The organism is Nocardioides sp., from assembly GCF_050246775.1.
Classification (GTDB): Bacteria; Actinomycetota; Actinomycetes; order Propionibacteriales; family Nocardioidaceae; genus Nocardioides.
Window position 1 is genome coordinate 282754 of record NZ_JBFWVK010000003.1, and the last position, 26994, is coordinate 309747.

At 68.0% G+C, this 26994-nt stretch carries 24 protein-coding genes; 16 read left to right on the forward strand and 8 right to left on the reverse strand.

Annotation, left to right across the window (positions count from 1 at the left end; translation table 11 throughout):
- Position 1: 1 nt before the first annotated feature.
- Both AB7I40_RS16330 and AB7I40_RS16335 read right to left on the reverse strand, forming a co-directional pair.
- A complete protein-coding gene (locus tag AB7I40_RS16330) occupies positions 2–388 on the reverse strand; it encodes a hypothetical protein (protein WP_428347003.1) in 387 nt (128 codons plus the stop codon).
- Positions 389–428: 40 nt separating this feature from the next.
- Positions 429–890 carry a carboxymuconolactone decarboxylase family protein gene (locus tag AB7I40_RS16335; protein ID WP_428347002.1) on the reverse strand — a complete coding sequence of 154 codons (462 nt, stop codon included), beginning with the start codon at positions 888–890 and terminating at the stop codon, positions 429–431.
- A gap of 263 nt (positions 891–1153) precedes the next feature.
- On the opposite strand from AB7I40_RS16335, the gene AB7I40_RS16340 reads away from it, so the two are divergent.
- The 7 genes from AB7I40_RS16340 (at position 1154) to AB7I40_RS16370 (ending at position 6647) form a co-directional block, all read left to right on the forward strand.
- Positions 1154–1843, forward strand: coding sequence for a GntR family transcriptional regulator (locus AB7I40_RS16340; RefSeq protein WP_428347001.1), 690 nt, complete (start codon positions 1154–1156; stop codon positions 1841–1843).
- A 154-nt stretch (positions 1844–1997) separates the two neighbouring features.
- The gene (locus AB7I40_RS16345) at positions 1998–2885 is read left to right on the forward strand and encodes an SDR family NAD(P)-dependent oxidoreductase (protein WP_428347000.1); all 888 of its coding nucleotides are present in this window, start codon (positions 1998–2000) and stop codon (positions 2883–2885) included.
- Complete coding sequence (locus AB7I40_RS16350; RefSeq protein WP_428346999.1) at positions 2882–3796, forward strand: NAD(P)-dependent oxidoreductase; 915 nt, start codon at positions 2882–2884, stop codon at positions 3794–3796. Before AB7I40_RS16345 ends, AB7I40_RS16350 begins: the two co-directional genes overlap by 4 nt.
- Positions 3793–4212: a cupin domain-containing protein gene (locus AB7I40_RS16355; protein WP_428346998.1), complete on the forward strand. Its 420-nt coding sequence runs from the start codon at positions 3793–3795 to the stop codon at positions 4210–4212. The genes AB7I40_RS16350 and AB7I40_RS16355 overlap by 4 nt, the downstream gene beginning before the upstream one ends.
- On the forward strand, positions 4205–5146 hold the full coding sequence (locus tag AB7I40_RS16360; RefSeq protein WP_428346997.1) for an NAD(P)-dependent oxidoreductase: 942 nt from the start codon (positions 4205–4207) through the stop codon (positions 5144–5146). The genes AB7I40_RS16355 and AB7I40_RS16360 overlap by 8 nt, the downstream gene beginning before the upstream one ends.
- Positions 5143–5877 carry a carboxymuconolactone decarboxylase family protein gene (locus AB7I40_RS16365; RefSeq protein ID WP_428346996.1) on the forward strand — a complete coding sequence of 245 codons (735 nt, stop codon included), beginning with the start codon at positions 5143–5145 and terminating at the stop codon, positions 5875–5877. Before AB7I40_RS16360 ends, AB7I40_RS16365 begins: the two co-directional genes overlap by 4 nt.
- A complete protein-coding gene (locus AB7I40_RS16370) occupies positions 5874–6647 on the forward strand; it encodes a carboxymuconolactone decarboxylase family protein (protein ID WP_428346995.1) in 774 nt (257 codons plus the stop codon). Before AB7I40_RS16365 ends, AB7I40_RS16370 begins: the two co-directional genes overlap by 4 nt.
- Positions 6648–7181: 534 nt before the next feature.
- On the opposite strand, the gene AB7I40_RS16375 is transcribed toward AB7I40_RS16370, so the two are convergent.
- From AB7I40_RS16375 to AB7I40_RS16400, 6 genes are all read right to left on the reverse strand, one after another.
- Positions 7182–7526, reverse strand: coding sequence for a cupin domain-containing protein (locus AB7I40_RS16375; protein WP_428346994.1), 345 nt, complete (start codon positions 7524–7526; stop codon positions 7182–7184).
- A 128-nt stretch (positions 7527–7654) separates the two neighbouring features.
- The gene (narI, locus tag AB7I40_RS16380) at positions 7655–8383 is read right to left on the reverse strand and encodes a respiratory nitrate reductase subunit gamma (protein WP_428346993.1); all 729 of its coding nucleotides are present in this window, start codon (positions 8381–8383) and stop codon (positions 7655–7657) included.
- Positions 8380–9087 (reverse strand): nitrate reductase molybdenum cofactor assembly chaperone, encoded by a 708-nt coding sequence (gene narJ, locus AB7I40_RS16385; RefSeq protein ID WP_428346992.1) that lies wholly within the window; start codon positions 9085–9087, stop codon positions 8380–8382. Before narJ ends, narI begins: the two co-directional genes overlap by 4 nt.
- Complete coding sequence (gene narH / locus AB7I40_RS16390; protein WP_428346991.1) at positions 9084–10754, reverse strand: nitrate reductase subunit beta; 1671 nt, start codon at positions 10752–10754, stop codon at positions 9084–9086. The genes narJ and narH overlap by 4 nt, the downstream gene beginning before the upstream one ends.
- A 1-nt stretch (position 10755) precedes the next feature.
- Positions 10756–14439 (reverse strand): nitrate reductase subunit alpha, encoded by a 3684-nt coding sequence (locus AB7I40_RS16395; protein ID WP_428346990.1) that lies wholly within the window; start codon positions 14437–14439, stop codon positions 10756–10758.
- Positions 14324–15181, reverse strand: coding sequence for a helix-turn-helix transcriptional regulator (locus AB7I40_RS16400; protein WP_428346989.1), 858 nt, complete (start codon positions 15179–15181; stop codon positions 14324–14326). Before AB7I40_RS16400 ends, AB7I40_RS16395 begins: the two co-directional genes overlap by 116 nt.
- 162 nt (positions 15182–15343) lie before the next feature.
- Here AB7I40_RS16400 and AB7I40_RS16405 point away from each other — a divergent pair, with 162 nt between their 5' ends.
- From AB7I40_RS16405 to AB7I40_RS16445, 9 genes are all read left to right on the forward strand, one after another.
- A complete protein-coding gene (locus AB7I40_RS16405; protein ID WP_428346988.1) occupies positions 15344–16729 on the forward strand; it encodes an MFS transporter in 1386 nt (461 codons plus the stop codon).
- Positions 16726–18120 (forward strand): MFS transporter, encoded by a 1395-nt coding sequence (locus tag AB7I40_RS16410; protein ID WP_428346987.1) that lies wholly within the window; start codon positions 16726–16728, stop codon positions 18118–18120. Before AB7I40_RS16405 ends, AB7I40_RS16410 begins: the two co-directional genes overlap by 4 nt.
- A gap of 756 nt (positions 18121–18876) precedes the next feature.
- A complete protein-coding gene (locus AB7I40_RS16415) occupies positions 18877–19200 on the forward strand; it encodes a DUF6092 family protein (RefSeq protein WP_428346986.1) in 324 nt (107 codons plus the stop codon).
- Positions 19197–19703 (forward strand): nitroreductase family protein, encoded by a 507-nt coding sequence (locus AB7I40_RS16420; protein WP_428346985.1) that lies wholly within the window; start codon positions 19197–19199, stop codon positions 19701–19703. The genes AB7I40_RS16415 and AB7I40_RS16420 overlap by 4 nt, the downstream gene beginning before the upstream one ends.
- 28 nt (positions 19704–19731) lie before the next feature.
- Positions 19732–20553 (forward strand): alpha/beta fold hydrolase, encoded by an 822-nt coding sequence (locus AB7I40_RS16425; protein ID WP_428346984.1) that lies wholly within the window; start codon positions 19732–19734, stop codon positions 20551–20553.
- An 81-nt stretch (positions 20554–20634) separates the two neighbouring features.
- Positions 20635–21180 carry a DUF1269 domain-containing protein gene (locus tag AB7I40_RS16430; protein WP_428346983.1) on the forward strand — a complete coding sequence of 182 codons (546 nt, stop codon included), beginning with the start codon at positions 20635–20637 and terminating at the stop codon, positions 21178–21180.
- Between the two features lie 39 nt (positions 21181–21219).
- Positions 21220–24042 carry an AfsR/SARP family transcriptional regulator gene (locus AB7I40_RS16435; protein WP_428346982.1) on the forward strand — a complete coding sequence of 941 codons (2823 nt, stop codon included), beginning with the start codon at positions 21220–21222 and terminating at the stop codon, positions 24040–24042.
- 165 nt (positions 24043–24207) lie between these two features.
- Complete coding sequence (locus tag AB7I40_RS16440; RefSeq protein WP_428346981.1) at positions 24208–25641, forward strand: discoidin domain-containing protein; 1434 nt, start codon at positions 24208–24210, stop codon at positions 25639–25641.
- Positions 25642–25840: 199 nt separating this feature from the next.
- Complete coding sequence (locus tag AB7I40_RS16445; RefSeq protein ID WP_428346980.1) at positions 25841–26863, forward strand: hypothetical protein; 1023 nt, start codon at positions 25841–25843, stop codon at positions 26861–26863.
- The last annotated feature ends 131 nt before the right edge of the window (positions 26864–26994 follow it).

Here is a 26994-nt window from a genome sequence, read left to right on the forward strand (position 1 = left end):
GCTACTGCTCCTTCGCCTGCGCGTTGATGTTCCGCATCACCTGCAGCAGCCGGAGCAGCGCCCAGTAATGGGCGAAGACGCTTCGCAGGTCGCCGGAGATCTCGAAGCCGTGGTTGAACCAGGCCCCGATGAAGTCCTGATAGAAGGGGACCGGCACCGCTTCGAGCAGGTTTCGCCAATCCTCGTCGGTGCCGACGAGCCGTGCCGAGCTGCTCTGGAAGAGGTCCTCGGTCAGCTCGAACCGGCGTACGTGGCCGTCGAGGACGTCGAAGATGTAGCGATCCTCACCGACTCCGATCATCAGCTCGATGGTCCAGCGACGTGCTGCGTGCCTGAACTGGCTGTCGGCGTTCACCGCCTCCAGCACCTGAACTGTGCGCATGTTCATGGACACCGAGTCGCCTCCTTTGCCGATACGGTTGTGAGGATCACGCGAGTCGACCACCTTCGGGATGCTGATCCGACGACCCCGTCCCCGTCGGCTCGCCGTTCGCGATCTCGTTCTTGTGCTCGCCCACCGCCTTCTCGGCGATGCGGAACGACTCCAGCGCCGCGGGTACGCCGACGTACACCGCCGACTGCATGAGCGCCTCTTGGATCTCGGGCACCGTCACTCCGTTGCGGAGTGCTCCGCGCACATGCACGGCGAGCTCGTGCGGCCGGTTGAGCGCGGTGAGCATCACCAGGTTGAGCAGGCTCCGGGTCCGCAGGTCGAGCCCGTCGCGACTCCACACCACACCCCAGCAGTACTCGGTCACCATGTCCTGGATCGGTCGGCCGAAGTCGCTGACATTGTCGAGTGAGCGACTCACGTGCGCCTCTCCGAGCACCTTGCGCCGCATCGTCAGGCCTAGCTCGTAGGTGTCTCGACGAGTCTGATCGGGCGTCACGTCAGTGCCCCCCAGCTGTCGTGCGGTGGGACAGGGCGATGACCTGCATAGCGCCTCCGTGTCAGGGATCCTCGACCGGGTGAGGTCCGGTGCGGATACGAACGTACGGTCATATCATCGTACAATCAGGCAACCGTCAACCCCTCTTTCATTCCCATGAAGGCGAGGCGAACGCCGCCAAGCGCGCGTTGCGTATACTGACGTACCGTCGGTCCGTCATACACGGACCTGACAGCGACTCACACGACGAGGGAATGGTGGCCATGACGGAAGCGCCGTCGCTGGGAGATTCGTGGCCCTCGGCCATCACAGGTCGCGTCGCGGCGCCGCTGCGCGAGCAGGTGGTCACCAGCCTGCGTCGAGCCATCCTCGACAACCACCTGAAGCCAGGACAGCGACTGGTGGAGCGTGAGCTCATCGAGCGCCTGGGGGTGTCCCGCACCACGGTGCGGGAAGCACTGCGGCAGCTGACGTCCGAGGGCCTGGTCACGGTCCTGCCCCAGCGAGGTGCCATCGTCACGATGCCCGACGCCGAGGTGGCCGGGGACCTTTACGAGGTGCGCGCATCCCTCGAGTCACTCGTGGTGCGCAAGTTCGTGGCCAAGGCATCCGACGCGCAGGTCCGGCGGCTCGGGGCCGCGGTCGATGCGTTCGCGGAGGTCGTTGACGAACCGGATGTGCTCCACGTCCTGACGGTCAAGGACCAGTTCTACTCCGTCCTCATCGAGGGTGCCGGGAGCTCGGTCCTACAACAGCTCCTCGAGACGATCCAGGCGCGTGTGCAGCTGCTGAGGATGACCTCCCTCACCCAGCCCGGGCGTCCGCAACAGGCGGTCGCCGAGCTGCGGAGACTCCTGGCGGCGATCGAGGCCCGCGACGCAGACGCTGCGGCGCAGGCGTGCGTGGAGCACGTCCGGATCGCGGCTGTGCACGGCTCCGCCGTCCACCAGTGATCTGACCCGACACCTCCGCGGGGTGCCCGAGCACTGCGGCGACCCTTCTTGGGCAAGCAGATAGACAGACGGTATGTTCGTCATACAGAATCCTCATGCGCCGAGACGGTGGCCGATCCTGGCTTGATCGCGCGGCGCAGGAGCAGGAGGACGAGTGACAGGCTTGGTGTCCGGGCGCGTCGCCATCGTGACTGGCGCGGCTCACGGTCTCGGTGCGGCCTCCGCCCGACGTCTCGCTGAAGAGGGCGCGTCCGTGGTGGTCGTCGACGTCGACGGCCCCGGGGCACGCACGTTGGCAGCCTCGCTGCCCACCCCCTCGATCGGGGTCGAGGCGGACGTCTCGGTCGAGACCGAGGTCGAGGCCTACCTCGAGGCCGCCCTCACAGCCTTCGGGCGAGTCGACCTCCACCACCTCAACGCAGGGATCTTCGGCACCTTCGACAGGTTGCCAGACATCAGCCTCGAGGACTTCCGTCGCGTCCTGGACGTCAACGTGACCGGCCAGTTCCTGGGACTGCGTGCCGCGTTCAAGCAGTACGAACGCCAAGACTCAGGCGGGGCCATCGTGCTCACCGCCTCGATCGCCAGCCTGATGGGCAGCGCCGATCTCCTGCCCTATCAGACGTCCAAGCACGCCACGCTCGGCCTGCTCCACGGCGCCGCGATGTATGGCGGGCCCATCGGTGTGCGCGTCAACGCGATCGCCCCCGGGATCGTGCCCACGAATCTCTTCGGCTCCGCCGCCGACACGGTCGGGGGCAAGAACGACATGGAGCAACGAGCATCGACCACGCCGCTCCGCAGGGCCGGCACGCCGCAGGAGATCGCCGACGTGGCGCTCTACCTGCTCTCGGACCTGTCGTCGTACGTCACCGGGCAGGCGCTGTCGGCCGACGGCGGCGCGAGCATCGTCAACACCGTCCGACCCTCCGGTGGGGCGGGGGCGTGGGAGACCGGGTCCGTCGACCAGGTCACCTACGGAGTGACCACGGAGTCGTCGCCCGGCACCACCAACGAGTCCCGCACAGAGAGGTCCCTATGAAGCCCGTCGGATTCATCGGCTTGGGAAATATGGGAGGCAGGATGACTGCATGCCTGACCCGGTCCGGCGCGAGCGTGGTCGGCTTCGACACCAGGCTGGAGCTCGCTGCCGCCCTGGGTGCCGAGCCCGCTGCCATGCCGCGAGAGGTCGCCGAGCGCGCGGACATCGTCCTCATGTCCCTGCCCGACAGCACGGTGGTGGAGGCCGTGATGAACGGAGACGCGGGTGTCCTCGCCGGTTGCCGCGCCGGCCAGGTCGTGGTGGACCTGAGCACGGCAGACCCGGCGTCCACGCGGCGGCTGCACGGGCTGCTGGCAGATCGGGGGGTCGACTACCTCGACGCCGGTATCAGCGGCGGCGCTGCCGCGGCCGAGAAGGGGGCTCTCACGCTCATGGTCGGTGGCACGGTGTCGGCGCTCGACGCGGTCCGGCCCACCCTCGAGGCGTTCTCCTCCAAGATCTTCCACGTCGGCGAGAGCGGCTCCGGCCACGCCACCAAGCTCCTCAACAACTTCCTGAACGCCGTGTCTCTCGCGGCGACGGCGGAGGTCATGGTCGCGGCCAAGAAGGCCGGACTCGACCTGGCAACCGTCCTGGAGGTCCTCAATGCGAGCTCCGGCGTCAACTTCGCGACGCTCAACCGCTTCCCCCGCATCATCGAGGGCGACTATCTCGAAGGCGGCCTCACCAACACGCTCATGATGAAGGACGTCACTCTGTACGCCGGCTACGTCAGCCAGCTCGGCGTCGCGAGTCTCAACTCAGCAGGCCCGCTGGCCTCGTTCGGCCTCGCGCGGGGCCTCGGCTACGCCGACCGAATCAGCAACACCGTGGTAGACGCGATCGGCGACATCTCTGGCGGGGTCCGCGTGGCAGACCAGTCGACCACCGAGGACGAGGAGCAGTCGTGATCCACATCCCGCCGTGTCAGCAGCCTGGACCGATCTCCAAGACCGGTTCTCAATTCACCGGCCAGGCCTTCCCGTATCTCACGCTGCCGGCAACCGACGGGGTGACCATCAACACCGTGTCATTCACGCCTGGCGCGAGGACGTACTGGCACAGCCACGACCAGGGGCAGATCCTGCAGGTCGTGGCAGGCCGTGGGTGCGTGCAGTCCGAGGGAGGTGACTGCCACGAGCTCCGCGTCGGGGACACCGTGTGGACCCCACCTGGGGAGCGGCACTGGCACGGTGCCGCCCCGGACTCCTACCTCACTCATGTCGCGATCTCCCTCGGCACCACGCACTGGGCCGAGGAGCTCGACGAGCTCGGCTACCAGGCGGCCGTCGACGCGCTTCGCGACGCCGGGGTGCTCGATGCCTGACCCGCAGGCCGCCGAGAGCCCCAAGCCTCGCTCCATCGGTTTCGTAGGGCTCGGGAACATGGGCATCCCCATGGCACGACGCCTCGCTGCTGCCGGCTACGCCGTGCACGGGTACGACGTGTCGAGCGACGCCCGTCGGCGAGCGAGCGATGCCGGCGTGGCGGTCGTCTCCTCCCTGGGCGAGGCAGCGGCGTCGGACCTGGTGATCCTGATGCTCCCCAGCTCCGCGATCGTGAGTCTGGTCCTGGACGACGCCGAGTTCATCGCCTCGATCCGGCCCGGGACGCTGGTCGTGGACATGGGATCGAGCGAGCCCGGCGCGACCCGGACCGCATCCGACCAGTTGGCGCGGCGTTCGGGACGCCTCCTGGATGCGCCTGTCTCCGGGGGCGTCGGCGGAGCTGAAGCCGGCCGGCTCACCATCATGGTCGGCGGATCAGCCGACGACCTGAATGAGGCCCGGCCCCTGCTCGAGTGCCTGGGGAGGACCGTCCACGCCGGGCCGATCGGAGCCGGCGATGCGGTGAAGGCCCTCAACAACCTGCTCTCCGCTGCGCATCTGTGGGTCACCTCGGAGGCGATGCTGGTCGGGCAGCGCTTCGGGATCGAGCCCCAGGTGCTCCTCGACGTCTTCAACTCCTCCAGCGGTCGGAGCGGCTCGACAGAGAACAAGTGGCCGAACTTCATCCTTCCCGGCACCTTCGACTCCGGTTTCGCGCTGCAGCTCATGCTGAAGGACATGCGGATAGCGACGCAGCTGGCCCGTGATTGCGGTGTGCCGAGTCGGCTGGGTGAGGCAGCGGTCAGCCTGTGGAGCGAGGCGTCCTCCAGCCTCGATGCTGGCGCCGACCACACCGAGGTCGCGCTCTATCTCCAGGAGGCTGCCGGGCCGCCTGCGGACCAGGCAGACCACCAGGCAGGAGGGTCGACATGACGACGGCGAGCGACCGGTGCCGGGGAGGGGCCTGGGACGTCGTGCGCGAGCTGCACCCGGAGTTCCTCGACGCCTACGTCAAGATGGCCGAGGTGCCCGAGCGCTCAGGTCACCTTGATCCCAAGGTCCGAGCATTCGTCGCGCTCGCCATCGACGCCAACGTGACGCACCTCGACCCGGACGGCATGCGCTCCCGGCTGCGAGAGGCCCGCGCCGCCGGCGCCTCGCCGGAAGAGATCCTCGAAGTCCTCGAGTGCTCTGCCACCGTGAGCGTCCATGCGATGAACGTCGGCGTCGAGGTGCTCCTCGACGTTCTTCAGGAGCGCGGGGAGCGGACCGGCGCAGCGCCGTTGACGTCGTACCAAGATGAGCTGAAGTCCAACTTCGCCACGAGACGTGGCTACTGGAACCCCACGTGGGACGACATCCTTAAGGTCGCCCCCGAGATGTTCGAGGCCTACACCGCCTTCTCCTCGGTGCCGTGGACGACAGGGCACCTGAGCCCCCTGGTCAAGGAACTGATCTACATCGCATTCGACACGTCGGTCACCCATCTCTACCGCGTCGGTCTCAAGCTGCACATCGAGAACGCCCTAGGCTACGGCGCCAGCGCCGAACAGGTCCTCGAGGTGATGGAGCTGGCCACTCTCATCGGGATGAAGTCGGTGCTGGTTGGGGCTCCGCTGCTCCAGGCCGAGCTGAGCGCCGAAGCCGGATCGCCGACCTCGTGAGCAACCAACGGTCCGAGCCCGCCGAGGTGCAGGCCGAGTTCGCAGCCGCCGGGCTGGAGTGGAGCGAGACCTGGGATGCGGTCGTGCGGCTCGATCCTGGGTTCGCCCGCGCTTACTGCCGCATGCATGCCGTGCCATGGAAGAAGGCCCACCTCAGCACCAAGTTCAAACGGCTGGTCGAGCTGACGGTGAATGCCGCTGCCACCCACCTGCATCTTCCGGAGCTGCAGCCCGCCGTACGGCGTGCACTGGATGCCGGCGCGACTCCTCAGGAGATCCTCGAGGTTCTCGAGCTGAGTGCCACCGTCGGCATCCACGCGATGAACGTCGGGGTCCCTCTCTTGGTCGAGGTCCTCGAGGAGCGGGGGCGAGCCGGCCCGGAGCCACTCGGTGCAGACCAGGAGCGCCTCAAGGAGCGGTTCGTGCGGGAGCGCGGCTACTGGCACGAGTTCTGGGACGAGATGCTCGAGCTGGATCCCGAGATGTTCGAGGCATACACGCAGTTCTCGACCGTGCCTTGGCGCACCGGCACGCTCAGTCCCGCCGAGAAGGAGCTGATCTATGTCTCCTACGACATAGCGGCGACCCACCTCTATGTGAAGGGGACCAAGCTTCACATCCGCAACGCCCTCGAGCACGGAGCCACCGTGGGCCAAGTGCTGGAAGTGATGGAGATCGCGAGCATGATCGGGATCCAGGGGATCACCAGCACCATGCCGGTGCTCATCGACGAGCTGCGTCTGCGCGGTACGGAGCTCGACGACCTCTGACCGCAAGGATCGACTTCGAATTCAGTTCCCTTAACCCCTCATCGAACTCGCGATGCTCAACCTCGGCGGCCGCCGACCAGCACTCCCCGACCGGAGATGACCCACGGAAGGCTAACGAGAACCCATGGTGAAACTGTCCTCGGCGAACGCGGAAGGGCGGTTGCCGGACTATTGGGGACGGCCGCCGAGCTCGACCAGTTCGGGACAGTAGCCCGGAGCGGGTGTCAGGCCAGCGTTCGTTACAAGCGTGGTACAAATGGTCGAACATCCTCGACGTTTGCGCAGGTCAGCATGGGTCAGTCAGTCAGTACTACGACATATAGTCACTTGTGCACGTAAAGCTCGAACTCACCGGTTCGAGAACGAGGGCTCCGGCACTGCCGGAGCCCTCGTTGCGTCTCTCGAGTTTTCGACGTCGCAGAGGGCGACCCGCGCAAGCTGTCCTCGCGAGCCACCGGACACCTCGCGAGGCGCGTCGTAGCTCGTCGCCGTGTCGATCTGTATCGGGTGAACCATGACTTGCTCCGGATCCACTCAGGTTCCCGGCACTCCGTGCAGGGCTACGGTCAGCAGGACCGCTGCATCCTCGACGGCCTCCAGGTCGTGCCGGGAGGGCGGAATCACGAGGTGGTCGCCCGCGCTTGCTTCCCACGTGTCTTCACCTGCGTGAAGCGTGACCGACCCACGAAGTACCTGCAGCGTGGCCTCTCCAGGACTTTGGTGCTCGCCGAGGCGGCGCCCAGCGACGAGCGCAATCAGGGTCTGGCGCAACGCGTGGCCTTGCCCCCCGTACACGGTGTGCGCACTGCGACCGGCGCTGTGCTGGTGCGCGGCAGACAGGTGTTCATCAGCGAGAGCGGACAGGGAGGTGCTGTTCATGTGGATCTCCATCTTGGGTTCGCAGGGACTGCTCTTGCTCGTGCAGCGACGTCGGCGTCGGCGTCGGCGTCTTGCGAAGCCGAAGAACGCCGTCGCTGACGTCCACGCTTGACGGTTTCTGCCTCGGCTCAGGAGCCCACGCGGTCCCAGCCGCGACGCGTGCGCCGGCTACCGAGCTGGTCGTCGCGTGACCGGTAGACGATGTAGGGGCGGGTGAGGTAGCCGATGGGGGCGGAGAAGACGTGCACGAGCCGGGTGAAGGGCCAGAGGGCGAAGAGGCCAAACGCGACGAGGGCGTGCAGCTGGAAGCCGATGGGTGCGTCGCCCATGAGGTCGGGCTGGGGCTGGAAGGCGAGGAACGAGCGGTACCAGACAGAGACGCCCTCGCGGTAGTTGTACTCGCCGCCGAGGGAGAAGATCGATCCGGCGATGGTGTTCCACATTCCGAGCACGATGGCGGCGCCGAGGAAGGCGTACATGACCTTGTCCATGGGAGTTGTCGCGCTGAAGACCGGGCCGACCGTGCGGCGTCGGTAGATCAGGATGGTCATTCCGACCAGGGCCATGACGCCCGCGACTAGTCCGCCGGCGACGGCGACGAGGTGGTAGAGGTGGTCGTCGATGCCCACGGCCTCGGTCCACGACCGTGGCACGAGCAGTCCGATGACATGGCCCCCGACGACGCCGAGCATCCCGAAGTGGAACAGCGGGGAGCCCAGACGCAATAGTCGGTCCTCGTAGAGCTGGGAGGAGCGGGTGGTCCATCCGAACTTGTCGTAGCGGTAGCGCCAGGCATGTCCGACCACGAACGTGGCCAGGCAGAGGTAGGGCACGATGACCCAGAGGAAGGTGTTCACCGTGGGGCTCCTACGGGGATGGTCGATCCGGAGATGAGCGCGGGACCGGCGAGCGAACTGATGGCGGGGTCGGCGCCGTAACCGCCGAGACCGACCTGCTCCGCTGGTGGGCCTTGGGCAATGAGACGGCGTACGGCGTCCACCTCGTCGCCGGCGAGCTCTGGGAGCGTGTCGAGGACTGCGCGCACCGCGCCGTGCCAGGGCGAGCCGACGGTGCCGTCATGATTGCGCCATCCGGCTAGGGCGATGCGCAGCATTTCGAGGCCGGCGCGGTGGTCGATGAGCAGCTTCCTTGCGGCGTCAACGTCGATGGTCGCGCCGAATTGGAGCACGGCGCACAGGTGGTCCGGGAGCTCGCCGCTGCTTTCGTCCCACTCGGCGCCTGCGTCGCGATAGGCCTGCTTGAACTGCACGAGCGCAACACCGCGGCGACGCGTATCACCGTAGGCGTAGTAGGTGAGGTAGAGCGCGCACTTGCGGGCGTGGTCGAAGGTCTCGACGTACTCCTGCTGCACGGTGCGCAGCTCGTGCGAGCGCAGGTGGGCCACCAGGTCGGCCACGGCTTCGTTGCCGGGCACGAGCGAGGTGATGGCGTCGAGGCTGCCGATCAGTTCGCTCGTGGGGTAGTCCAGCAGTGCGGAGCAGGCCGCCCAGGTCTCGCGTGAGCCCGCAGTTGTGTGCTTGCGTGCGAACGGGCGCTTCACTGCGAGTCGCCGTCGTCCGGCGTGCGGGGCGGGAACATCCCTTGGGGTGTGCCGCGGCCATCCCAGTTGAGCAGGTTGACGCGTCCCGCCTTGGAGCCTCCGCCCGCGAGCTCGTCGCTGGTCTCGGCGGTCTGCCGGTCCTGGAGCATCCGGAAGTTCTCGACCGCGACCGGTGTCGGGTAGCCCGAGCCTTCCCCGAACAGGTCCTGCTGGCCGCCGCCGTAGTCGCTGACCGCGCACTCCGTGGCGAGCTCCTCGAGGGCGTGTGCCTGCTCCGCATGCGCTGGGGGGATCACGTAGCGCTCGGCGTACTTGGCGATGGCGAGCAGCCGGAACATGTCGTACATCTGCTCCCCCGTCATCCCGACTGCTGCGGGGATGGACTCGTCGGGGTCGCGACCGAGGTTGATGTCACGCATGTAGGAGCGCATCGCGGCTAGCTTGCGCAACACCCGGTCAACCGGCACGGTGTCGCCGGCCGTGAACAGGTTGGCGAGGTACTCGACGGGGATGCGGAGCGCCTCGATCGCGGCGAAGAGGTTCCCGCGGTCCTCCGCGTCCACGCCGGTCTCGCGCACCACGTCGACGACAGGAGAGAGGGGCGGGATGTACCAGACCATCGGCATCGTGCGGTACTCCGGGTGCAGCGGCAGGGCCACCTCGAACTTATTGATCAGCGCCCATACCGGTGACTTCTTCGCGGCCTCGATCCAGTCAGCGGGGATGTCTGCTGCCAGCGCGGCTTGCTGCACCTCGGGGTTCTCGGGGTCGAGGAAGCAGCCGCGTTGCGCCTCGTACAACGCGTGCTCATCCTCGATGGAGGCGGCCTCGAGGACCTTGTCGGCGTCGTAGAGCACGAGCCCGATGTAGCGCAGCCGGCCGACGCAGGTCTCCGAGCACACCGTGGGGATGCCGACCTCGATGCGCGGGTAGCAGAAGGTGCACTTCTCGGCCTTGCCGGTCTTGTGGTTGAAGTAGATCTTCTTGTAGGGGCAGCCGGACACGCACATCCGCCAGCCACGGCAGCGGTCCTGGTCGACGAGCACGATGCCGTCCTCGGCGCGCTTGTAGATCGCGCCCGAGGGGCAGGACGCCGCACAGGAGGGGTTCAGGCAGTGCTCGCAGATGCGGGGAAGGTAGAACATGAAGGTCTGCTCGAACTCCAGCTTGACCTTGTCCTCGATGCCCTTGAGCATCACGTCCCTGGCGGCGTGCTCCTGGGATCCTCCGAGGTCGTCGTCCCAGTTAGCCGACCACTTCACGTCCATGTCCTTGCCCGTCAGCAGCGACTTGGGCCGCGCCACAGGGAAGGTGTCTGTCTGCGGGGAGTTGAGCAGGGTCTCGTAGTCGTAGGTCCAGGGTTCGTAGTAGTCGTGGATTGAGGGCAGCTTGGGGTTGGAGAAGATGGTCGCGAGCTTCTTCCACCGTCCTCCCGCCCTCAGGGCGAGCCGGCCGTTGGCCTTGCGGATCCAGCCTCCTTGCCAGACGTCCTGGTCCTCGTACGTGCGGGGGTAGCCGAGGCCGGGACGGGTCTCCACGTTGTTGAACCAGACGTACTCGGTCCCGGAGCGGTTGGTCCATGCCTGCTTGCAGGTCACCGAGCAGGTGTGGCACCCGATGCACTTGTCGAGGTTCATCACCATGGCCATCTGCGCCATCACCCGCATGTCAGTACTCCACCTTCGTCGTCCGCTTGCGGATCATCGTGACTTCGTCTCGGTTGTTGCCGATCGGGCCGATGTAGTTGAAGAAGTAGGCGAGCTGGGCGTAGCCGCCGACGATGTGGTTGGGCTTGAGCAGAATCCGAGTGAGGCTGTTGTGGATGCCGCCGCGCTTGCGGTCGCGTTCGGTGAGAGGGACGTCGATGAGCCGGTCCTGGGCGTGGTGCATGTAGACGGTGCCCTCCGGCATCCGATGGCTGACGATCGCCCGTGCGGCCACGACTCCGTTGCGGTTGACCATCTCGATCCAGTCGTTGTCCTTGATGCCGATCTTCGCCGCGTCGCGGTCGGAGACCCAGACTGACTGGCCGCCCCGCGAGAGCGAGAGCATGAAGAGGTTGTCCTGGTACTCGGAGTGGATGGACCACTTGTTGTGCGGGGTCAGGTAGCGGACCGATACTCCGAGCTCGTTCTGCTCGCCGAGGGGTGTCTCCCCGAACAGCGTGGTCATGTTCAGCGGGGGTCGGTAGACCGGCAGCATCTCCCCCATTCCGATGAACCAGTCGTGGTCGACGTAGAACTGCTGACGGCCGGTGAGGGTGTGGAACGGTTTGAGCCGCTCGATGTTGATCGTGAACGGCGAGTAGCGACGTCCGCCCGATTCGGAGCCGGACCACTCGGGCGAGGTGATCACCGGCACCGGAGCCACCTGGGTGTCGGCGAAGGTGATCTGCTTGCCTTCGTGCTCGCTGGCCAGGTCGTGCAGCTGGGTCCCGGTGCGCTTCTCGAGGAATTTGAAGCCCTGGGTGGCGAGGTGCCCGTTGGAGACGCCGGCGAGGTGCAGGATCGCGTCGGCCATCTGGACGTCGGTCTCGAGATTGGGTTGGCCGTCACCGGCGCCCCCGTGGACGACCCCGTTGCGCTCGCGCAGGATGTCGACCTCGCGCTTGACGTCGTAGGCCACGCCCTTGGTGAGCATGCCGACCTTCTCCAGCAGCGGGCCGATGGAGGTCATCTTCTCGTAGATCGCGGTGTAGTCGCGCTCGGCGACCACGATCACCGGCATTGTCTTGCCGGGGATTGGCTCACACTCGCCGAGGCGCCAGTCCTTCACGACGCCGTGCTCGGCGGCCATGGCCTCGGGGGTGTCGTGCCACAGCGGTTTGGCGATGACGTCCTTGCGGGTGCCGAGGTGGTCGACGGCGAGCTCGCTGAAACGCTTGGCGATCACCTTCCAGGCGTCCCAGTCCGACTTGGTCTGCCATGGCGGGGCGATGGCGGGGTTGAAGGAGTGCACGAAGGGGTGCATGTCGGTGGTGGACAGGTCGTGCTTCTCGTACCAAGTGGCGGCTGGCAGGATGACGTCGCTGAAGATGGTGCTGCTGGTCATCCGGAAGTCGATCGTCATCAGCAGGTCGAGCTTGCCCTCGGGCGCCTTGTCGGCCCAGGTCACGGTGCTGGGCCGGTGCTCGGGCCCGGCCTCTTGTGCCGTGGCGGCACTGTCGGTGCCGAGCAGGTGGCGTAGGAAGTACTCGTTGCCCTTGGCGGAGCTGCCGAAGAGGTTGGAACGCCACAGCGACAGGATTCGCGGGTGGTTGTCCTCCGCCTCGGGGTCCTCAACAGCGAACTTGAGCCTGCCCTCCTTGAGCTCGGAGGCGACGTAGTCGGGCGCTGCCATGCCTGACGCCTCGGCGTCGTCGGCGAGCTGGAGCGAGCTCCGGTCGAAAGTGGGGTAGCTGGGGCTCCACCCCAGCCGGACCGACTGCGCCAGGAGGTCCATCACGGTCTTGCCAGCGAAGATGCCGGTCCCGGAGTCCAGGTCGTCGGCGCTGAACGTGTCGTAGCGGTACTGCGACGAGTTCACGTACCAGTAGGCGGTCTGGTTCATGTGCCGCGGCGGGCGCTGCCAGTCCAGTGCGAACGCCAGGTGCTGGAACCCCATGATCGGGCGGATCTTCTCCTGCCCGACGTAGTGCGCCCAGCCGCCGCCGTTGCGGCCCTGGGTGCCGGTGATCGTGGTGAGCAGCAGGATCGCGCGGTAGATCTGGTCGGAGTGGAACCAGTGGTTGACGCCGGCGCCGAGCAGGATCATCCCGCGTCCTTCGGTGTCGATCGCGTTCTGGGCCCACTCCCGGGCAAGTCGTGTGACTTGCGCGGCAGGCACGCCGGTGTGCTGCTCCTGCCAAGCTGGGGTGGCCGGGACTGTGGCGTCGTCAAACGACTCGGGCCATACCCCCGGCAGACCGTCGCGGCGAACGCCGTACTGGGCGAGCAGCAGATCGAGGACCGTGGTGACCAGCCGGTCACCGACCCGCACGACCGGTACACCTCGGCGCTCGTAGGCAACTTTCCCGTCGGCCGCGTCGAAGCGCGGTAGCTCGATCTCGGCGGTCTCGGCGGTGGCGCCGTCCGGGGTCCGGTAGAGGGTCAGTGCCGGGTCGATGTCAGCGAGATCGAGGTTCCACTTGCCGAGACCCTCGTCGCCAAAGCGATGTCCGATCGAACCGCGCGGGATGCGCACCCGTCCGCTGGTGTCGATCATGGCCGGCTTCCACATCTGGTTCTCGGTGCCACCGTCCGGGTGGTCGATGTCGCCGGCGACGAGGTACTTGCTGGGGCGGTAGCACCCATCGGCCGTGGGTTCCAACGTGACCAGGTAGGGCAGGTCGGTGAACTGCTTGTTGTAGCCCTCGAAGAACGAGGGCAGGGAGTCGACGAAGTACTCCTTCAGGATCACGTGGCCCATAGCCATGGCGAGCGCGCCATCGGTGCCGGGTGCGGGGCTGACCCACTCATCGGCGAACTTGACGTTCTCGGCGTAGTCGGGGGCGACCGCGACGACCTTCTGGCCGCGATAGCGGGCCTCGGTCATCCAGTGAGCGTCGGGGGTGCGTGTCATCGGGACATTCGAGCCCCACATGAACAGGTAGCCGGCGTCCCACCAGTCTCCGGACTCCGGGACGTCGGTCTGGTCCCCGAACATCTGGGGCGAGGCGTTAGGCAGGTCGGCGTACCAGTCGTAGAAGGACAGCATGGGGGCGCCGATGAGCTCCAGGAAGCGAGAACCCGAGGCGTATGAGACCGGTGACATCGCTGGGATGGGGCTGAAGCCCGCGATCCGATCGGGACCCCAGCGTTTGACTGTGTAGACGTGGGCGGCGGCGATGATTTCCGCGACCTCTTCCCAGCTGGCCCGGACGAGTCCACCCTTGCCTCGGGCCTGCTTGTAGGCCCTCGACTGGTCCTCGTCCTGGACGATGGAGCCCCAGGCGACGACCGGGTCGCCGTAGGTCTGCTTGGCGGCCCGGTACATGTCGAGCAGCACACCGCGGACGTAGGGGTAGCGGACCCGGGTGGGGCTGTAGGTGTACCAAGAGAACGCCGCGCCGCGGGGGCAGCCGCGGGGCTCGTACTCGGGTCGGTCCGGGCCGGCGCTGGGATAGTCGGTCTGCTGCGCCTCCCAGGTGATGATCCCGTCCTTGACGTAGACCTTCCATGAGCATGACCCGGTGCAGTTCACTCCATGCGTGGAGCGCACCACCTTGTCGTGGCTCCACCGGTCGCGGTAGAAGACGTCACCCTCGCGGCCGCCCTTCTTGTGCAGGCTGCGCTGGTCGTCGCTGACCTCCGTCTTGGTGAAGAACCGGCGACCCGAGATCAGGGCCTGTTGGATCGGGCTGTCGAGACTCATCCAGCGACTCCTCGTGGTGTTTGTCGAACGGTTGGTGGGTCTTGATCTGGACGTCACACTGGTTCGGTCGGGCGAACGGCGTCACAGACACGGCGACGTCGTCCTCTCCCAGCTGATGGAGAGCTCCGCGCACGAGCCCCTCGTGGATTCCGCAGACCACCGCAGGGTTGTCACGCGCCAGGTCGATGAAGGGGCAGTCGGTCAAGGTGATGAGACACGTTCGCCCGCCCTCGGTCGTGGTCAGCTCCGGGAGATAGCCCCAGTCCTGGAGCACGTCGACGAGCGGGCCGAGCTTGCTCAGCCAAGATCCTGGAGACGCCGCCGGGCTCGTAGCGGTCAAGATCAGGTGGTGCCGCGCCCAGCGTTCACCGGCTTCTTCGGGAGTAGCGCCGGTATTAAAGGACTCGGTCATCAGCTGCAGCAGCCGCACCAGATAGGTCGTCCGGTCGTCCTCAGGCTCGTCGTCAGCGACTGCGTAGACCTTGCGGGGTCGACCGACCCCGAACATGGTGGTGAGGTGTGACCGGATGATCCCGGCCGCCTCGAGCCGGTCAGTATGGAATCGCACCGTCGTGGGATGTAGTCCCAGCGCGTCAGCAAGCTGACCCGCGGTCATCCCGCCTACGTCGACCTCGCCCTCGCCGATGCCGTGACACCGCAGGGCATCGACGATGGCGCGCCTCGGCGCTGATGCGAGCAGATCGGCGCCGGTTCTGGCGCTGGAGGTCTGCTCGGAGTTCACATCCTCACAATCATCTGGATTCGACGGATCGGCAATAGGCCCAAAGCCCCTCATTGAAAGGACCACCGGACGTGGCTCAAGCCACGCGGGGGTGAGGAAATGCAGGAGTACACCAACTTCGCCGCTGGGAACTCCCCGCGCGGCAGTCCGAGAGGAGCGCGCATGGCCTCCCTGAGTCAGGCTGACAAGGCCGACGCCCTGCCAGTCCGCCAAGACGAAGGACGGCCCACCGCCGACCGCGGCGCGACCCGGGTACTACTGCTGTCCACCACTGGCTTCACCCTGATGTTCGCGGTGTGGCTGATGTTCGGCATCCTCGGCAAGCCCATCAGCGCTGAGTTCGGCCTCTCAGAGGTCCAGCTCTCCTGGATCATCGCGGCTGCGGTCCTCAACGGTTCGTTGTGGCGGCTGCCCGCCGGGATGATCACCGATCGCATCGGCGGTCGGAAAGTGATGACATTCCTGCTCCTCGGATCCGCCGTGCCGGCGTACCTGGTCTCGAAGGCCGATTCCTACGTCATGCTCCTGGTGCTCGCCTTCTTTGTCGGCTTCGCCGGCAACTCATTCAGCTCCGGAATCGCCTGGAACTCAGCCTGGCAGCCGCGCCAGCGACAGGGCTTCGCGCTCGGGGTCTTCGGTGCCGGCAACGTCGGGGCATCGGTCACCAAGTTCGTCGGCCCACCCCTGATCGCGGGCACAACCGTCGGGGCCACCTACCTCGGCATCTTCCCGGGAGGATGGCGCTTCGTGCCTGTCCTGTACGCCGTGCTCCTGGTGCTGATGGCCGCCGCGACGTGGTTCCTGGCCCCCCGCACGGATCGGACCCCGCGTGCTTCCCAGCCAATCGCCCAACAACTCGCGCCCCTCAAGCAGATCCGCGTGTGGCGATTCGCGCTGTACTACGTTGCCTTCTTCGGCGCCTACGTTGCACTCGCAGCCTGGCTGCCCACGTACTACATGGACAACTTCGACGTCTCCCTGCAGACCGCGGCGTACCTGACCGCGACATACATCTTCCCGGCGTCCCTGCTCCGTCCCTACGGCGGTTGGCTCTCAGACCGGTTCGGCGCCCGGCGGGTCATGTACTGGTCCCTGGGGACAATGCTGGTCATCACCGCACTGCTGATGATGCCCAACGGCCACCTCGTGATCGACCACGCCGACGGCGGGCAGACCGAGCACCTCGCCTACTCGATCAGCCTGGTCCCCTTCGCGGCGCTGGTCTTCCTCCTGGGCTGCGCCATGGGCGTGGGCAAGGCAGCGGTCTTCAAGCACATCCCGGAGTACTTCCCCGACAACGTCGGAGCGGTCGGCGGGCTCGTCGGGATGCTCGGTGGCCTCGGCGGCTTCTTCCTGCCACCCCTCTTCGCGTACACCAAGGTCTGGTCCGGCTTCCCGTCCAGCACCTTCTTCGTCCTGTTCGTCCTGACCGTCATCTGCCTCCTGTGGATGCACTGGACGGTCATCCACATGTTGCAGACGGAGTCGCCCGAACTGGCGCGACACATCGAGCGGCCCAGCGAGGCCCGTGAGGAGACCTTCGTATGAGTTCCACGACATCAACTAAGTCCGGAGAGTGGCTGGAGTCCTGGGACCCAGAGAACGAGGCCACCTGGGACTCCAAGCTCGCTTGGCGGACCCTGTGGATCACCACGTTCTGCCTCACCCTGGCGTTCGTCGCCTGGTTCCTGCCCAGCGCCATCATCCCGAAGCTCAACGCCCTCGGCTACACCTTCAGCGACTCCCAGCTCTACTGGATGGCCGCCATGCCCGGCCTGTCGGCCGGACTGTTCCGACTGGGATGGATGACGCTGCCGCCGATCCTCGGCACCCGCAAGATGGTCACGTTCACGAGCCTTCTACTCATCGCGTCAACCCTTGGTTGGGGGGTGCGCGTCCAGTCCCCCACCGCGCCCTACTGGGAGCTCATGGTCCTGGCGCTCCTCGCGGGAATCGGCGGGGGCGCCTTTTCCGGCTTCATGCCCAGCACGTCGTACTTCTTCCCGAAGAGCAAGCAGGGCACTGCATTGGGGCTGCAGGCCGGACTCGGAAACTTCGGCGTCTCGCTGGTCCAGCTGCTCACGCCCTACCTGATCGCGGTCTCCTTCTTCGCGTTCCTCGGCGGCAGCCAGGAACTCACTGTCGCAGGGAAGCCTCCGGAGGAGGTCTGGTACCAGAACGCCGCGTTCGTGTGGATCCCCCTGATGGTGATCGGTGCTGTGCTCGCGTGGACGATGCTCAAGTCTGTGCCGATCAAGGCCAACTTCAGGCAGCAGTTCGACATCTTCAACAACACCGACACCTGGCTGATGACGCTGCTCTACATCATGACCTTCGGCACCTTCTCCGGCCTGGCCGCGCAGTTCGGGCTCCTCATGTCGAACCTCTACGGCTCCGGCAATGACGACATCGTCAGCGGTGCCGGCGCCACCGCGACCCTCCTGATCGATGGCTATTCCGTGCCCGACCCGGTCAAATTCGTTTTCCTCGGCCCGCTCATCGGTGCCGGCGCCCGCGTCGCCTTCGCACCGCTGACCGACCGAATGGGCGGAGCCATCTGGACGCTGATCTCCGGCGTCGGCCTGATCGCCTCCATCGCCTATACGATCCCGGCACTCACCCCGGACCTGAGCTCAGCCGCGAGCCTCAACGCCGACTTCGACCAGTTCCTGTGGGGCATGCTCGCGGTGTTCCTGTTCGCCGGCATCGGCAACGCCTCGACCTTCAAGCAAATGCCCATGATCTTCGAGCGGCGACAGGCAGGCGGGGTGATCGGCTGGACAGCCGCGATCGCGGCCTTCGGCCCGTTCTTCTTCGGAGTCGGCATTACCACGATCGGCGCCACCGCCTTCTTCTCTGTAGGCATCGCGTGGGCCGCGATGTGCGTGGCCATCACGTGGGTCCGCTACGCCCGCAAGGGCGCGCCTAGACCAAGCTAGAACCTGCTCGCACCCGGTCGGCGCTGCCACAGGATCTACTACGTCGACGATCGTGCCCCGGTGGAAGGCCCCTCGATTCACCCGCTGCGACGCCAGCCGAACGCGTCTAGAGAGTGGCTAGTTTCTAGACGAATCTAGTCGCGCTGAGCCGGCCGACGACGCTCTCAGCACGAGGTAGCCTGTTACACATCCGGTACAAACGGCCGGCCATTCTCGACGTTTGCGCAGGTCAGCATGGGTCAGTCAGTCAGTACTACGACATCTGATCGTCCTCGCTGATCGAGCTTGTCGAGATCCGGCCCCTGACCTGCGGAAACGTGGGATCGGGGGCCGGTTTCGTGTGGCTTGGGGCCCGGACTCCGCAGGGATTCCGCCGGAGACACGGGCGCCGGGCCGAGCTCGGTTCATTCATCCCGACTGCGCCCTCTTCGCGTTAGCATGCCGCCCACTTCTGAGCCGTTCGCCAGAAGCGGTTGGAGAACGCCGCAGCCCGCGCGGGTGGCCAGCTATCCCCAAACGGCCACGCTGCCTTCCCCCGAAACCGACTCTCCACCTGGCTCTGTCACCTTGACCTGCCCTACCGACTCCTCTTGTGTTCGCGCGGCCCTCTGCTTCTTCACGACTGGTCCCTTCCTCGACGGTGTCAGCACGCCCCCGCGGCGTCGGTGTCACCGTGTTGGTCCGGCCGCAAAATCCCCTCCAACGAGGTGAGGCGGGGCCTTGGCTGCGGCCGGAGTCGTCTGCCAGGCTGCTCGCATGAGCGCCGAGACCTCAGACTCCGTCCTTTCGAAGGGGTCCGCCCTCGAGGTCCTCGCGTTCCTGGTCACCGCAGCCCGGACCCAGACCGAGGAGGCGGCCGAGTACGGGCCGATGCGGCTACTGATGGCCGCGCGCCTGCTGGCCGAGCGCATGGCCGACGGCGTCCAGGACGACGACACCCTCGCTCCGCTGGTCGCCGAGGTCGCGGCTCTCGAACCGGTGCGGACTCCGACGAGAGACCGGGAGGCTTACCTCGCCACGCTCGACGCACTCTGCCTGCGCGTCGCCGACGCTCTGGTGGCACAGGCGGGGCGAGCATGAGCCGGGGCGTCGAGAACCCTGTGTACGACGCCCTCCGCGCTCGGCGCGTCACCCGGCGGATGAGCGAGGTGCCCGTCGACCCCGCGGCACTCGACCTCGTGGTGCAGGCGAGCCGGTGGGCGCCGAACGCCGGGAACCGGCGCCTCCAACCAGTCCTGGCCGTGACCGACCGCGTGACGATCAGGTTGCTCAAGGCGGTCTCGCCCGGCATGGTTCCGACGCCGCAGGCAGTCGTCGTGATCAGTGTCGACACCGCTCGGGCGGAGGAGTTCGGATTCCCCCGGGGCCATCGCGGTCTCTACATCGACGTCGGCACCACTGCCGCCACCCTCCTCCTCGCGGCGTACAGCGTGGGACTCGGCGCCTGCCCGGTGACGTCGTTCAGCCGGGCGGCGGTCGCGCGCATCCTGACGCTGCCCGACGGGACGTCTCCGGAGATGCTCGTCTGCCTCGGACATCCCACCGAGGAGCAGCCGGCCACCATGTCTGCGTTGCAGTCCTGACCGAGACCGACAGAGGAGAGCACCCGAGATGTCGCTGGTCACCACGTCGGACGGTCCCGTCGAGCTGCTGGAGTCGGGCCGAGGCACGCCTGTCCTCATCCTGCACGGCACCCCGGGAGGGTCGGACCAGGCACTGGCAGCGGCTCACGTCCTCGGCCTCACTGCCACCGCTCGCGTCCTCGCCCCGTCCCGGCCGGGCTACCTCGGTACCCCGTTGTCGACCGGGCGCACCCCAGCCGAGCAGGCCGACGCCATGGTCGCCGTGCTCGACGAGCTCGGGGTCGAGTCTGCGGCAGTGCTCGGCGCGTCTGGCGGCGGCATGGCAGCCGTCGCGCTCGCGGCCCGTCACCCAGCACGTGTCAGAGGCCTCGTGTTGTGGTCGGCTGTCACGGCACCGATGCGGATTCCGGTCGGGCCGCTGCTGCACGGCCCCCTCGCCTGGGAGTCGACCGGCGCGGCGATGGTGCGGCTGGTCCGGCGGTTCCCCAGGCTGCTGGTGGGACGGGCGACCCACGACCCGCGGTCGGTGGAGGCCGCGATGGCGATCGCCGAGACGGTGTTCCCCATCGGTCCACGCCGCGACGGCCTCTCCAACGACAGCCGTCAGGCGCGCGCCTTCGACCCGCGACTCGCCGCCCGGATCACGGCGCCCACGCTCATCGTCCACGGGACCAAGGACCGCAACGTCGCCTACACCCAGGCGACTCGGGCCGCTCAATCGATCCCGCACGCGGAACTGTTCACCGTGCACGGGGCCAACCACTGGACGACCATGGCCGACCAGGACGCCCAGGACGCACTGCACAGGTTCCTCGCCACCGTCGCCGCCGCGGAGCCGCACGACAGGTGACGCTGCTCCGTCCCTCGACGTTGGAGGCTCCTTGGAGCCTCTTCGGGCACGGTCTTCCTCGTGCAACAGGAGGAGGCAGCCATGACCAGTTCGACCGGCCCGGGAGACGACGCCGAGACCACGCTCAGCGTCTGGACCTATCCGTACGCCGATGGTGCTCGTCGCCTCGAGCAACGACTCTCCGACGGCTCCGCTGGGGATGTCGTCGTGTTGGACGGCGCGCTCGTGACATGGCTGCCCGGGCGAGCCACGCCACAGGTCCGTGAGCTCCAGGGGGCCGCACGCACCCGCAGCCTCGGGGTCGGCTTCTGGGGTCTCCTGTTCGGGATCGTGACGGCGGGCCCCGACCTGGCGGCCCTCCGGGGTGACCTGCACGCCACCCTCGACAGCACCCTCTCGGGGGTCGGGATCGGCCGTGAGGTTCTCTCCGACCTGAGGCGTGGCCTGCGACCAGGGTGCTCCGCAGTGGCCGTCATCTGCGCCGAGCCGGTTCTCGTCGAGATCGAGAGCGTCAGCACGCTCCAGCCGAGGGGCTCCCGCCCGCACGAGACCGGTCCCGTGCGCACCACACGGCAACCGTTGACCACGGACCAGGAGGCGGCCCTGCGCCGAGTCTTCTCGGCGTGACCGACTCCGCCGAAGCGTCGGTTGCGCTTTACTAGGCGCATGCGGATACGCGACCTGGGTCTGCTCATGGTCGAGGTCGACGGGGCCGAGCAGCCCCTGCCCGGTCGCCGACCGCAGGCGATCCTCGCCAGACTGCTCCTCGACGTCAACCACCGGGTCTCGGCAGCGGAGATCATCGACGCCGTCTGGGGTGACGACACCACGGATCGGACCTCGACCCTGGAGTCGCACATCTGGCGTCTGCGGCGCGTGCTCGAGCCCGGCCGCGCCGCCCACCAACCGGCACAGGTCCTGGTCACCGACACCGAGGGCTACCGACTTCTGGCGCGCACGGAGGACGTGGACTCACTCCTCGTCGAGCGCCAGGCCGGCGAGATCCGGGAGTTGGTTGCCGCCGGGGATCCCGACCGCATCCTGCAGCGCTGTGACGAGGCCCTCGCGCTGTGGCGAGGGCGTCCCTTCGAGCCCCTGTCGGACGAGCTGTGGGCTGCACCGGCCGTGGCCCGCCTGGTTGAGGTCCGCTCCGGTATCGCAGCGAGCCGGATCGATGCGCTCCTCGACCTGGGGCAGCACCAGCAGGTCATCGCCGACCTCGAGCCCCTGCTGGCCGAGGCCCCGCTGCACGAGCGTTTCTGGGCGCAGCGGATGTTGGCGCTGCACCGGGCGGGACGTACCGACCAGGCTTTGGAGGCGTACCGACGGGTTCGCCGGCTTCTCGACGACGAGTTGGGCCTCGAGCCCGGCGTCGAGCTCGAGCAGATGCAGCGACGCATCCTGGAGCAGGACCCGGACCTCGTGGCCGTGCCGGCAGCCGCCCCACGGGGCGCCGCGCCTGTCCCACGCGTCTCGCTTCCCCCTCGCGGCACACTGCTCGTAGGCCGCGCCGGCGACGTCGGACAGATCGGACGCCTCGTCGCGCGCAGCCGCCTCGTCAGCATCACCGGGGTCGCGGGCTGCGGGAAGACCCGGCTCGCCGTCGAGGTCGCCCACGCGATGACGTCGGCCTTCCCCGACGGCGTCTGCTTCGTCGACCTCGCCACCATCGATGACAGCGCCCAGGTCACGGAACTCGTCGCCTCGACCCTGCGGATCGCACCGACGGTCGTCGGCACCGCCCGCGACACCACCGTCGAGTACCTCAAGCGCCGCCAGGTCCTCCTCGTCCTCGACAACTGCGAGCACGTCCTGTCCGGTGTGGCCGAGCTCGTCGACGAGCTATCCGACTCCGACGCCGAGTGCTCGGCCCTGCTCACCAGCCGCGAGGCCGTCGGCTTTCCCGGGGAGGTGATCTGGACCCTCGGACCGCTGCCCGTGGAGGCCACCTCACCCGAGGAGCAGTCCCCCGCCGCCGAACTGCTGTTGGCCCGGCTGGCTGAGGTCGTGCCGTCGCTCGAGGTCGACGACACCATCCGCGCTCAGGCCGACGAGATCTGTGCCGCTGTCGATGGTCTACCGCTCGCCATCGAGCTCGCCGCCGCTCGGGTGCGCACCGACGGGATCGGCGCGGTCGTCGCGCAGGTCGCGCTGGACCCGGCCCGGCTGCGGCGGCTCGGGCAGGCTCGTGGTGGCCACCACCACAGCCTCGGCGAGGCCATCGACTGGAGCTACCGACTGCTGTCCGAGGACGAACGGCTCCTCCACCGTCGGTTGTCGGTGCTGCCCGGTCCGTTCACAGCAGACGTTGCCGCGGCCCTGACGGCGCGCTCCGGCGACTCCGGTTCACCAGGGCCGGACGCCGACGCGGTCCAGGACCTGCTGGCATTCCTGGCGCACCGTTCACTGCTCGCGACGGTCCCGTCGGCGACCGTCGCCGGTGGGCCTCGCTACCGGCAACTGGCCACGGTGCGGGCGCACGCCAGGAGGGCGCTGGTGGTCGACGGCGAGGCCGCGGATGCCGCCGGCGCGCTGGACACCTGGGTGCGGGACCTCATCGCCCGTCGACCGCGGACCTTCGGCGTCGACCGGAGCGGATGGTACGACCTTGTCGACGACAACTACGATGCCGTCCGCGGGTCACTGCACCATCTCCTCATCGAGGACCCGCACCCGTCCGGCGTCGCCGTCGTCACGGGCCTGACCGGCTATTGGTACCTCAGGCGCCGTCTGATCGAGGGTCTCAGCTGGCTCGAGGCGGCGAGTGCAGTCCGAGCTGCGGACCCGGTCGACGCCGCCGAGGTGCAGTGCGCGCTGGCGGTCCGGCTCGTCCTCCAAGGACGACTCGACCTGGCGCTCGCCCACGTCGAGAAGGCGCAGGCCGGGCTGGCGCTCCCGGTGCCCGCCGAGCGGCTCGTCAATCTCGCCTGGGCGCTCGCCGGGCTCGCCTACGCCCTGCTGACCGGCTCCGAGCGCGACCTGGTCCATGCGCTCAACGTCGAGGTGCGCGGTGTCGCGGAGGCGACCGGGGACGCCGACCTGGCGCTCGTCGCCGACGCACTGTCGGCCACGGCCACGTTCCCCCCCGATACCGGTGAGATCCAGGCCGTCTACGCCAGCGCCGTCGAGGGCGACAACACCTTCGCCGCGCTGATCTGCACTTCGTTCTTCAGCCTGTACGCCCTGTTCGTCTCCGACCACGACCTCGGTCGGCTGTGGGTCGAACGTGGCCGTGAGCTGCACCAGCAGATCGGCGGCCGCGCGTTCAGTGGCTTCGACGAGAACCGCGCCGACTTCGCCGCCATGGCAGGTGACTACGCAGCTGCCGCAACGCTGTACGGCGCATCGAGCTCAGCGGCGTACCGCGACGGCACCGTGTGGCCACGGCAGGGCCCGAGCCGTGAACTCCTGCAGCGCACCGAGAAGGCGCTGACCCGCGAGGAGTTCCTCGAGGCGTGGCGGGCCGGCGAGGAGTCCCTCGAAGCGTAGCCCTGCGCGGCTCACCGGCGCCTGTCGACGACTGGGCCGAGGAGCCGAACTCGACCTGGCCGAAACTAGGGAGTTTGCCTGGGGCGGGCGCGGAGGTTCCTCGACACGATGGAGGAGCAGTGGCCGAACGGCGGCCGCGCTCCACGTCTCGAAAGGACTCCACCCATGTCACGCCCTACCCCCCGCGCTGGTGCCCGGGGTTCGTCCCGATCGGTCTCCAGCCCGCACAGGTTCGCCCGCGCCTTCTCCCTCACCGGTGCAGCACTGGCCCTCGGCGCCCTCACGGTGCTCTCGCTCCCCGACCCGGCCCGGGCCGCGGAAGGCTCCCCGCTCCGCGTGGTCGAGGAGAACGTCTCCTACACCGTGCCCGGCGCCTCACTGAGCTTCGCCGCACCTTCGTGGGCGACACACGCCACGATCACCATCGCCGGCGCCGCCGGTGCCTCCACCTGTGCAGCGGGTGGCCGCGGCACCGAGGTGACGGCCACGACCGAGGTCCAGGGCGGTGAGACCTTCTCGATCTCCCTGGGCGAGAACGGGAAGAAGGCCACGGGCAACGCTCGGCTCGGTTGGGGAGGCGGCCATGAGTATGTCGCCGCGGGTGGCTGGGGTCCGGCCGCGATGCACGGAGGGTCAGCGACCTGGCGGGACGTCGAAGGAGCGACCGACTGGGGCGTCGTGGCCGGCGGGGGCGGAGGCTCCGAGCTCCGCCTCGACGGCAAGACCGCCGCGCTGGTGGGCGGAGGGGGCGGCGCCGGGACCTGTACCGACGGCACAGGCGGCGCCGGTGGGTCAGCGTGGGCCGGGCACCCGGGCGCCTCGGTCGGCAAGCTGGACGGGGGGAAGGGCGGCGGGTTCGCGACCTCGACCCACCGTGCGGGCGACCCGGCGGTCAACGCGGGCGGCGGTGGCGGCGGCTCCAATGGCGGCGGCTACGGCTCGGCCGGCGAGGCGTCGCCGAACGGTGCGGTCGCCGGTGCGGGCGGCGGTGGCGCGGGAGGCAGCTGGGTCGCTCCCGAACTGCGCTGGGACACCACCAGATCCGCCGACGCTTCGAAGACCGGCTCCTACGCCACGATCGTCTTCGCCAACCGCGACCTGCACGCCACCGGCAACCTCGCCACCGACCGACCGGTCAACGCGAGCAGCTCACTCGAGCACGACAGCTTCTCCTCCACCCTGCTCACCGACGGCTTCACCAAGTCCATGACCGGCCACAACGCCTTCTCCACCACCGACCCACGACCGACCCCCGGCGACGGCACGACCGTCCAGGAGTGGGTCGAGGTCGACCTCGGCCAGGCCCAGTCCATCAGCTCACTACGGCTCTACCCACGCACGACCGCACCCGACGACACCACCGAGGTCACCGGCGCGGGCTTCCCCGAGGCCTTCACCATCGACGTCAGCACCGACGGCAAGACCTGGAAGCGCGTCGGCACCTACACCGGCCAAACCGGCGTCACCCAGGCACGCACCTATGCCGTCACCCCCACGGAGGCACGGTGGGTGCGACTCAACGCCACCACGCTCGGCCCCGTCGCCGCCGGCGACCACGGCCACCGTCTCCAGCTCGCCGAACTCGAGATCTACCGATGAGACGCCGACCGACCCGCACGTTGGAGCGGCGTTGGAGCCGCCCCTGACACGGTCACCTCACGACGTCGAGCTCCGACGTCCCCGGCGACGAGATGACGCCGGCACACGCGACGAAAGGTGCAGTGCGATGTCTAGTTCGACAGGTCCGCAGGTGACGAGAGGCGACACCCACCGAGGACGGCAGGGAGGGCGAGGCCGGATGGACCTCCGGGCACTGGTCGTCGTGGTGGCGGGGGCGGCGATCGCCCTGAGTGCGTGTGGGTCGTCTGACTCCGGGAAGGACCCGGCCGACCTGGCCGCACCCGTCAACGACTCGTCGTGCACCCAGAACAACAGCAAGCAGGCTCCGGTCCAGTACACCTACACCGGCGCGGTGCAGAGCGTGACGGTGCCGGACGGGGTGTGTGGGGTCATCATCACCGCGATCGGCGGCGGAGGCGGTTTCGGCTATGAGGACGACACGTTGGGTGGGAATCCGACCCATGGTGCTTCCGGGGCGGCGATCACCAACGCGTTGACGCAGGTGTCACCGGGCGACACGCTGCTCGTCTCGGTCGGCGGGGGCGGCCAGGAGTCCCAGACCTCGCGTCCCGGAGGTGCCGGTGGTTGGGGCGGCATCGGCGGCACCGGGGGTGTGGGCGGCACTGGGAGCAAGGGCACCGTGGGCGGCTTCTACGCCTATGGCGGAGGAGCCGGTGGCGGCGGCGCGACCGTCGTCCAGACCCAGCACGGGAGCGGCGACCCCCAGATCGTGGTCGTGGCCGGCGGTGCCGGCGGCGGCAGCACCGGGGGCGCCCAGGACGAGGTGGGATTCAACGGCAACACCCAGGGCGGCAACGCCGGCACCCACGGCCCCACCTCGAACGGCACGTTCATGATCTGGCAAGGAGACCGAGGGTCGAACGGCACGGGCACTGGCGGGGGCGGCGGCGGCCTGCCCGGTGTCCCCACCGACCCGCCCGCTGGTGGCAGAGGTGGCGACGCCGAGTGCTGGTCCTGCGGCGCAGGTGGCGGCGGCGGCGGCGGGTACCAGGGCGGGTACGGAGGCAACGGCTCCGACAGCACCAAGATGTCGAACAGTGGCGGAGGCGGTGGCGCCGGCTCGACGGCGGTCCTGACGTCGGCCTGGGTCAACGGCTTCACCACGGTGAATCACGCCACCGACGCCCAGGGTGGCAAGAACGGCTACGTGACCATCACCTTCCTCCTGGCCAGCAGCTGAGCCGCTGCGAACGTCCACCGGTCGGCCAGCAGGACGAGGCGGGACACGCTCCTGCCAGGTCACTCCGGCTAAGACAGCAAACGGCCTCTGGCCCCGCATCCCCGCGGGGCCAGAGGCCGTTTTTGCTACTG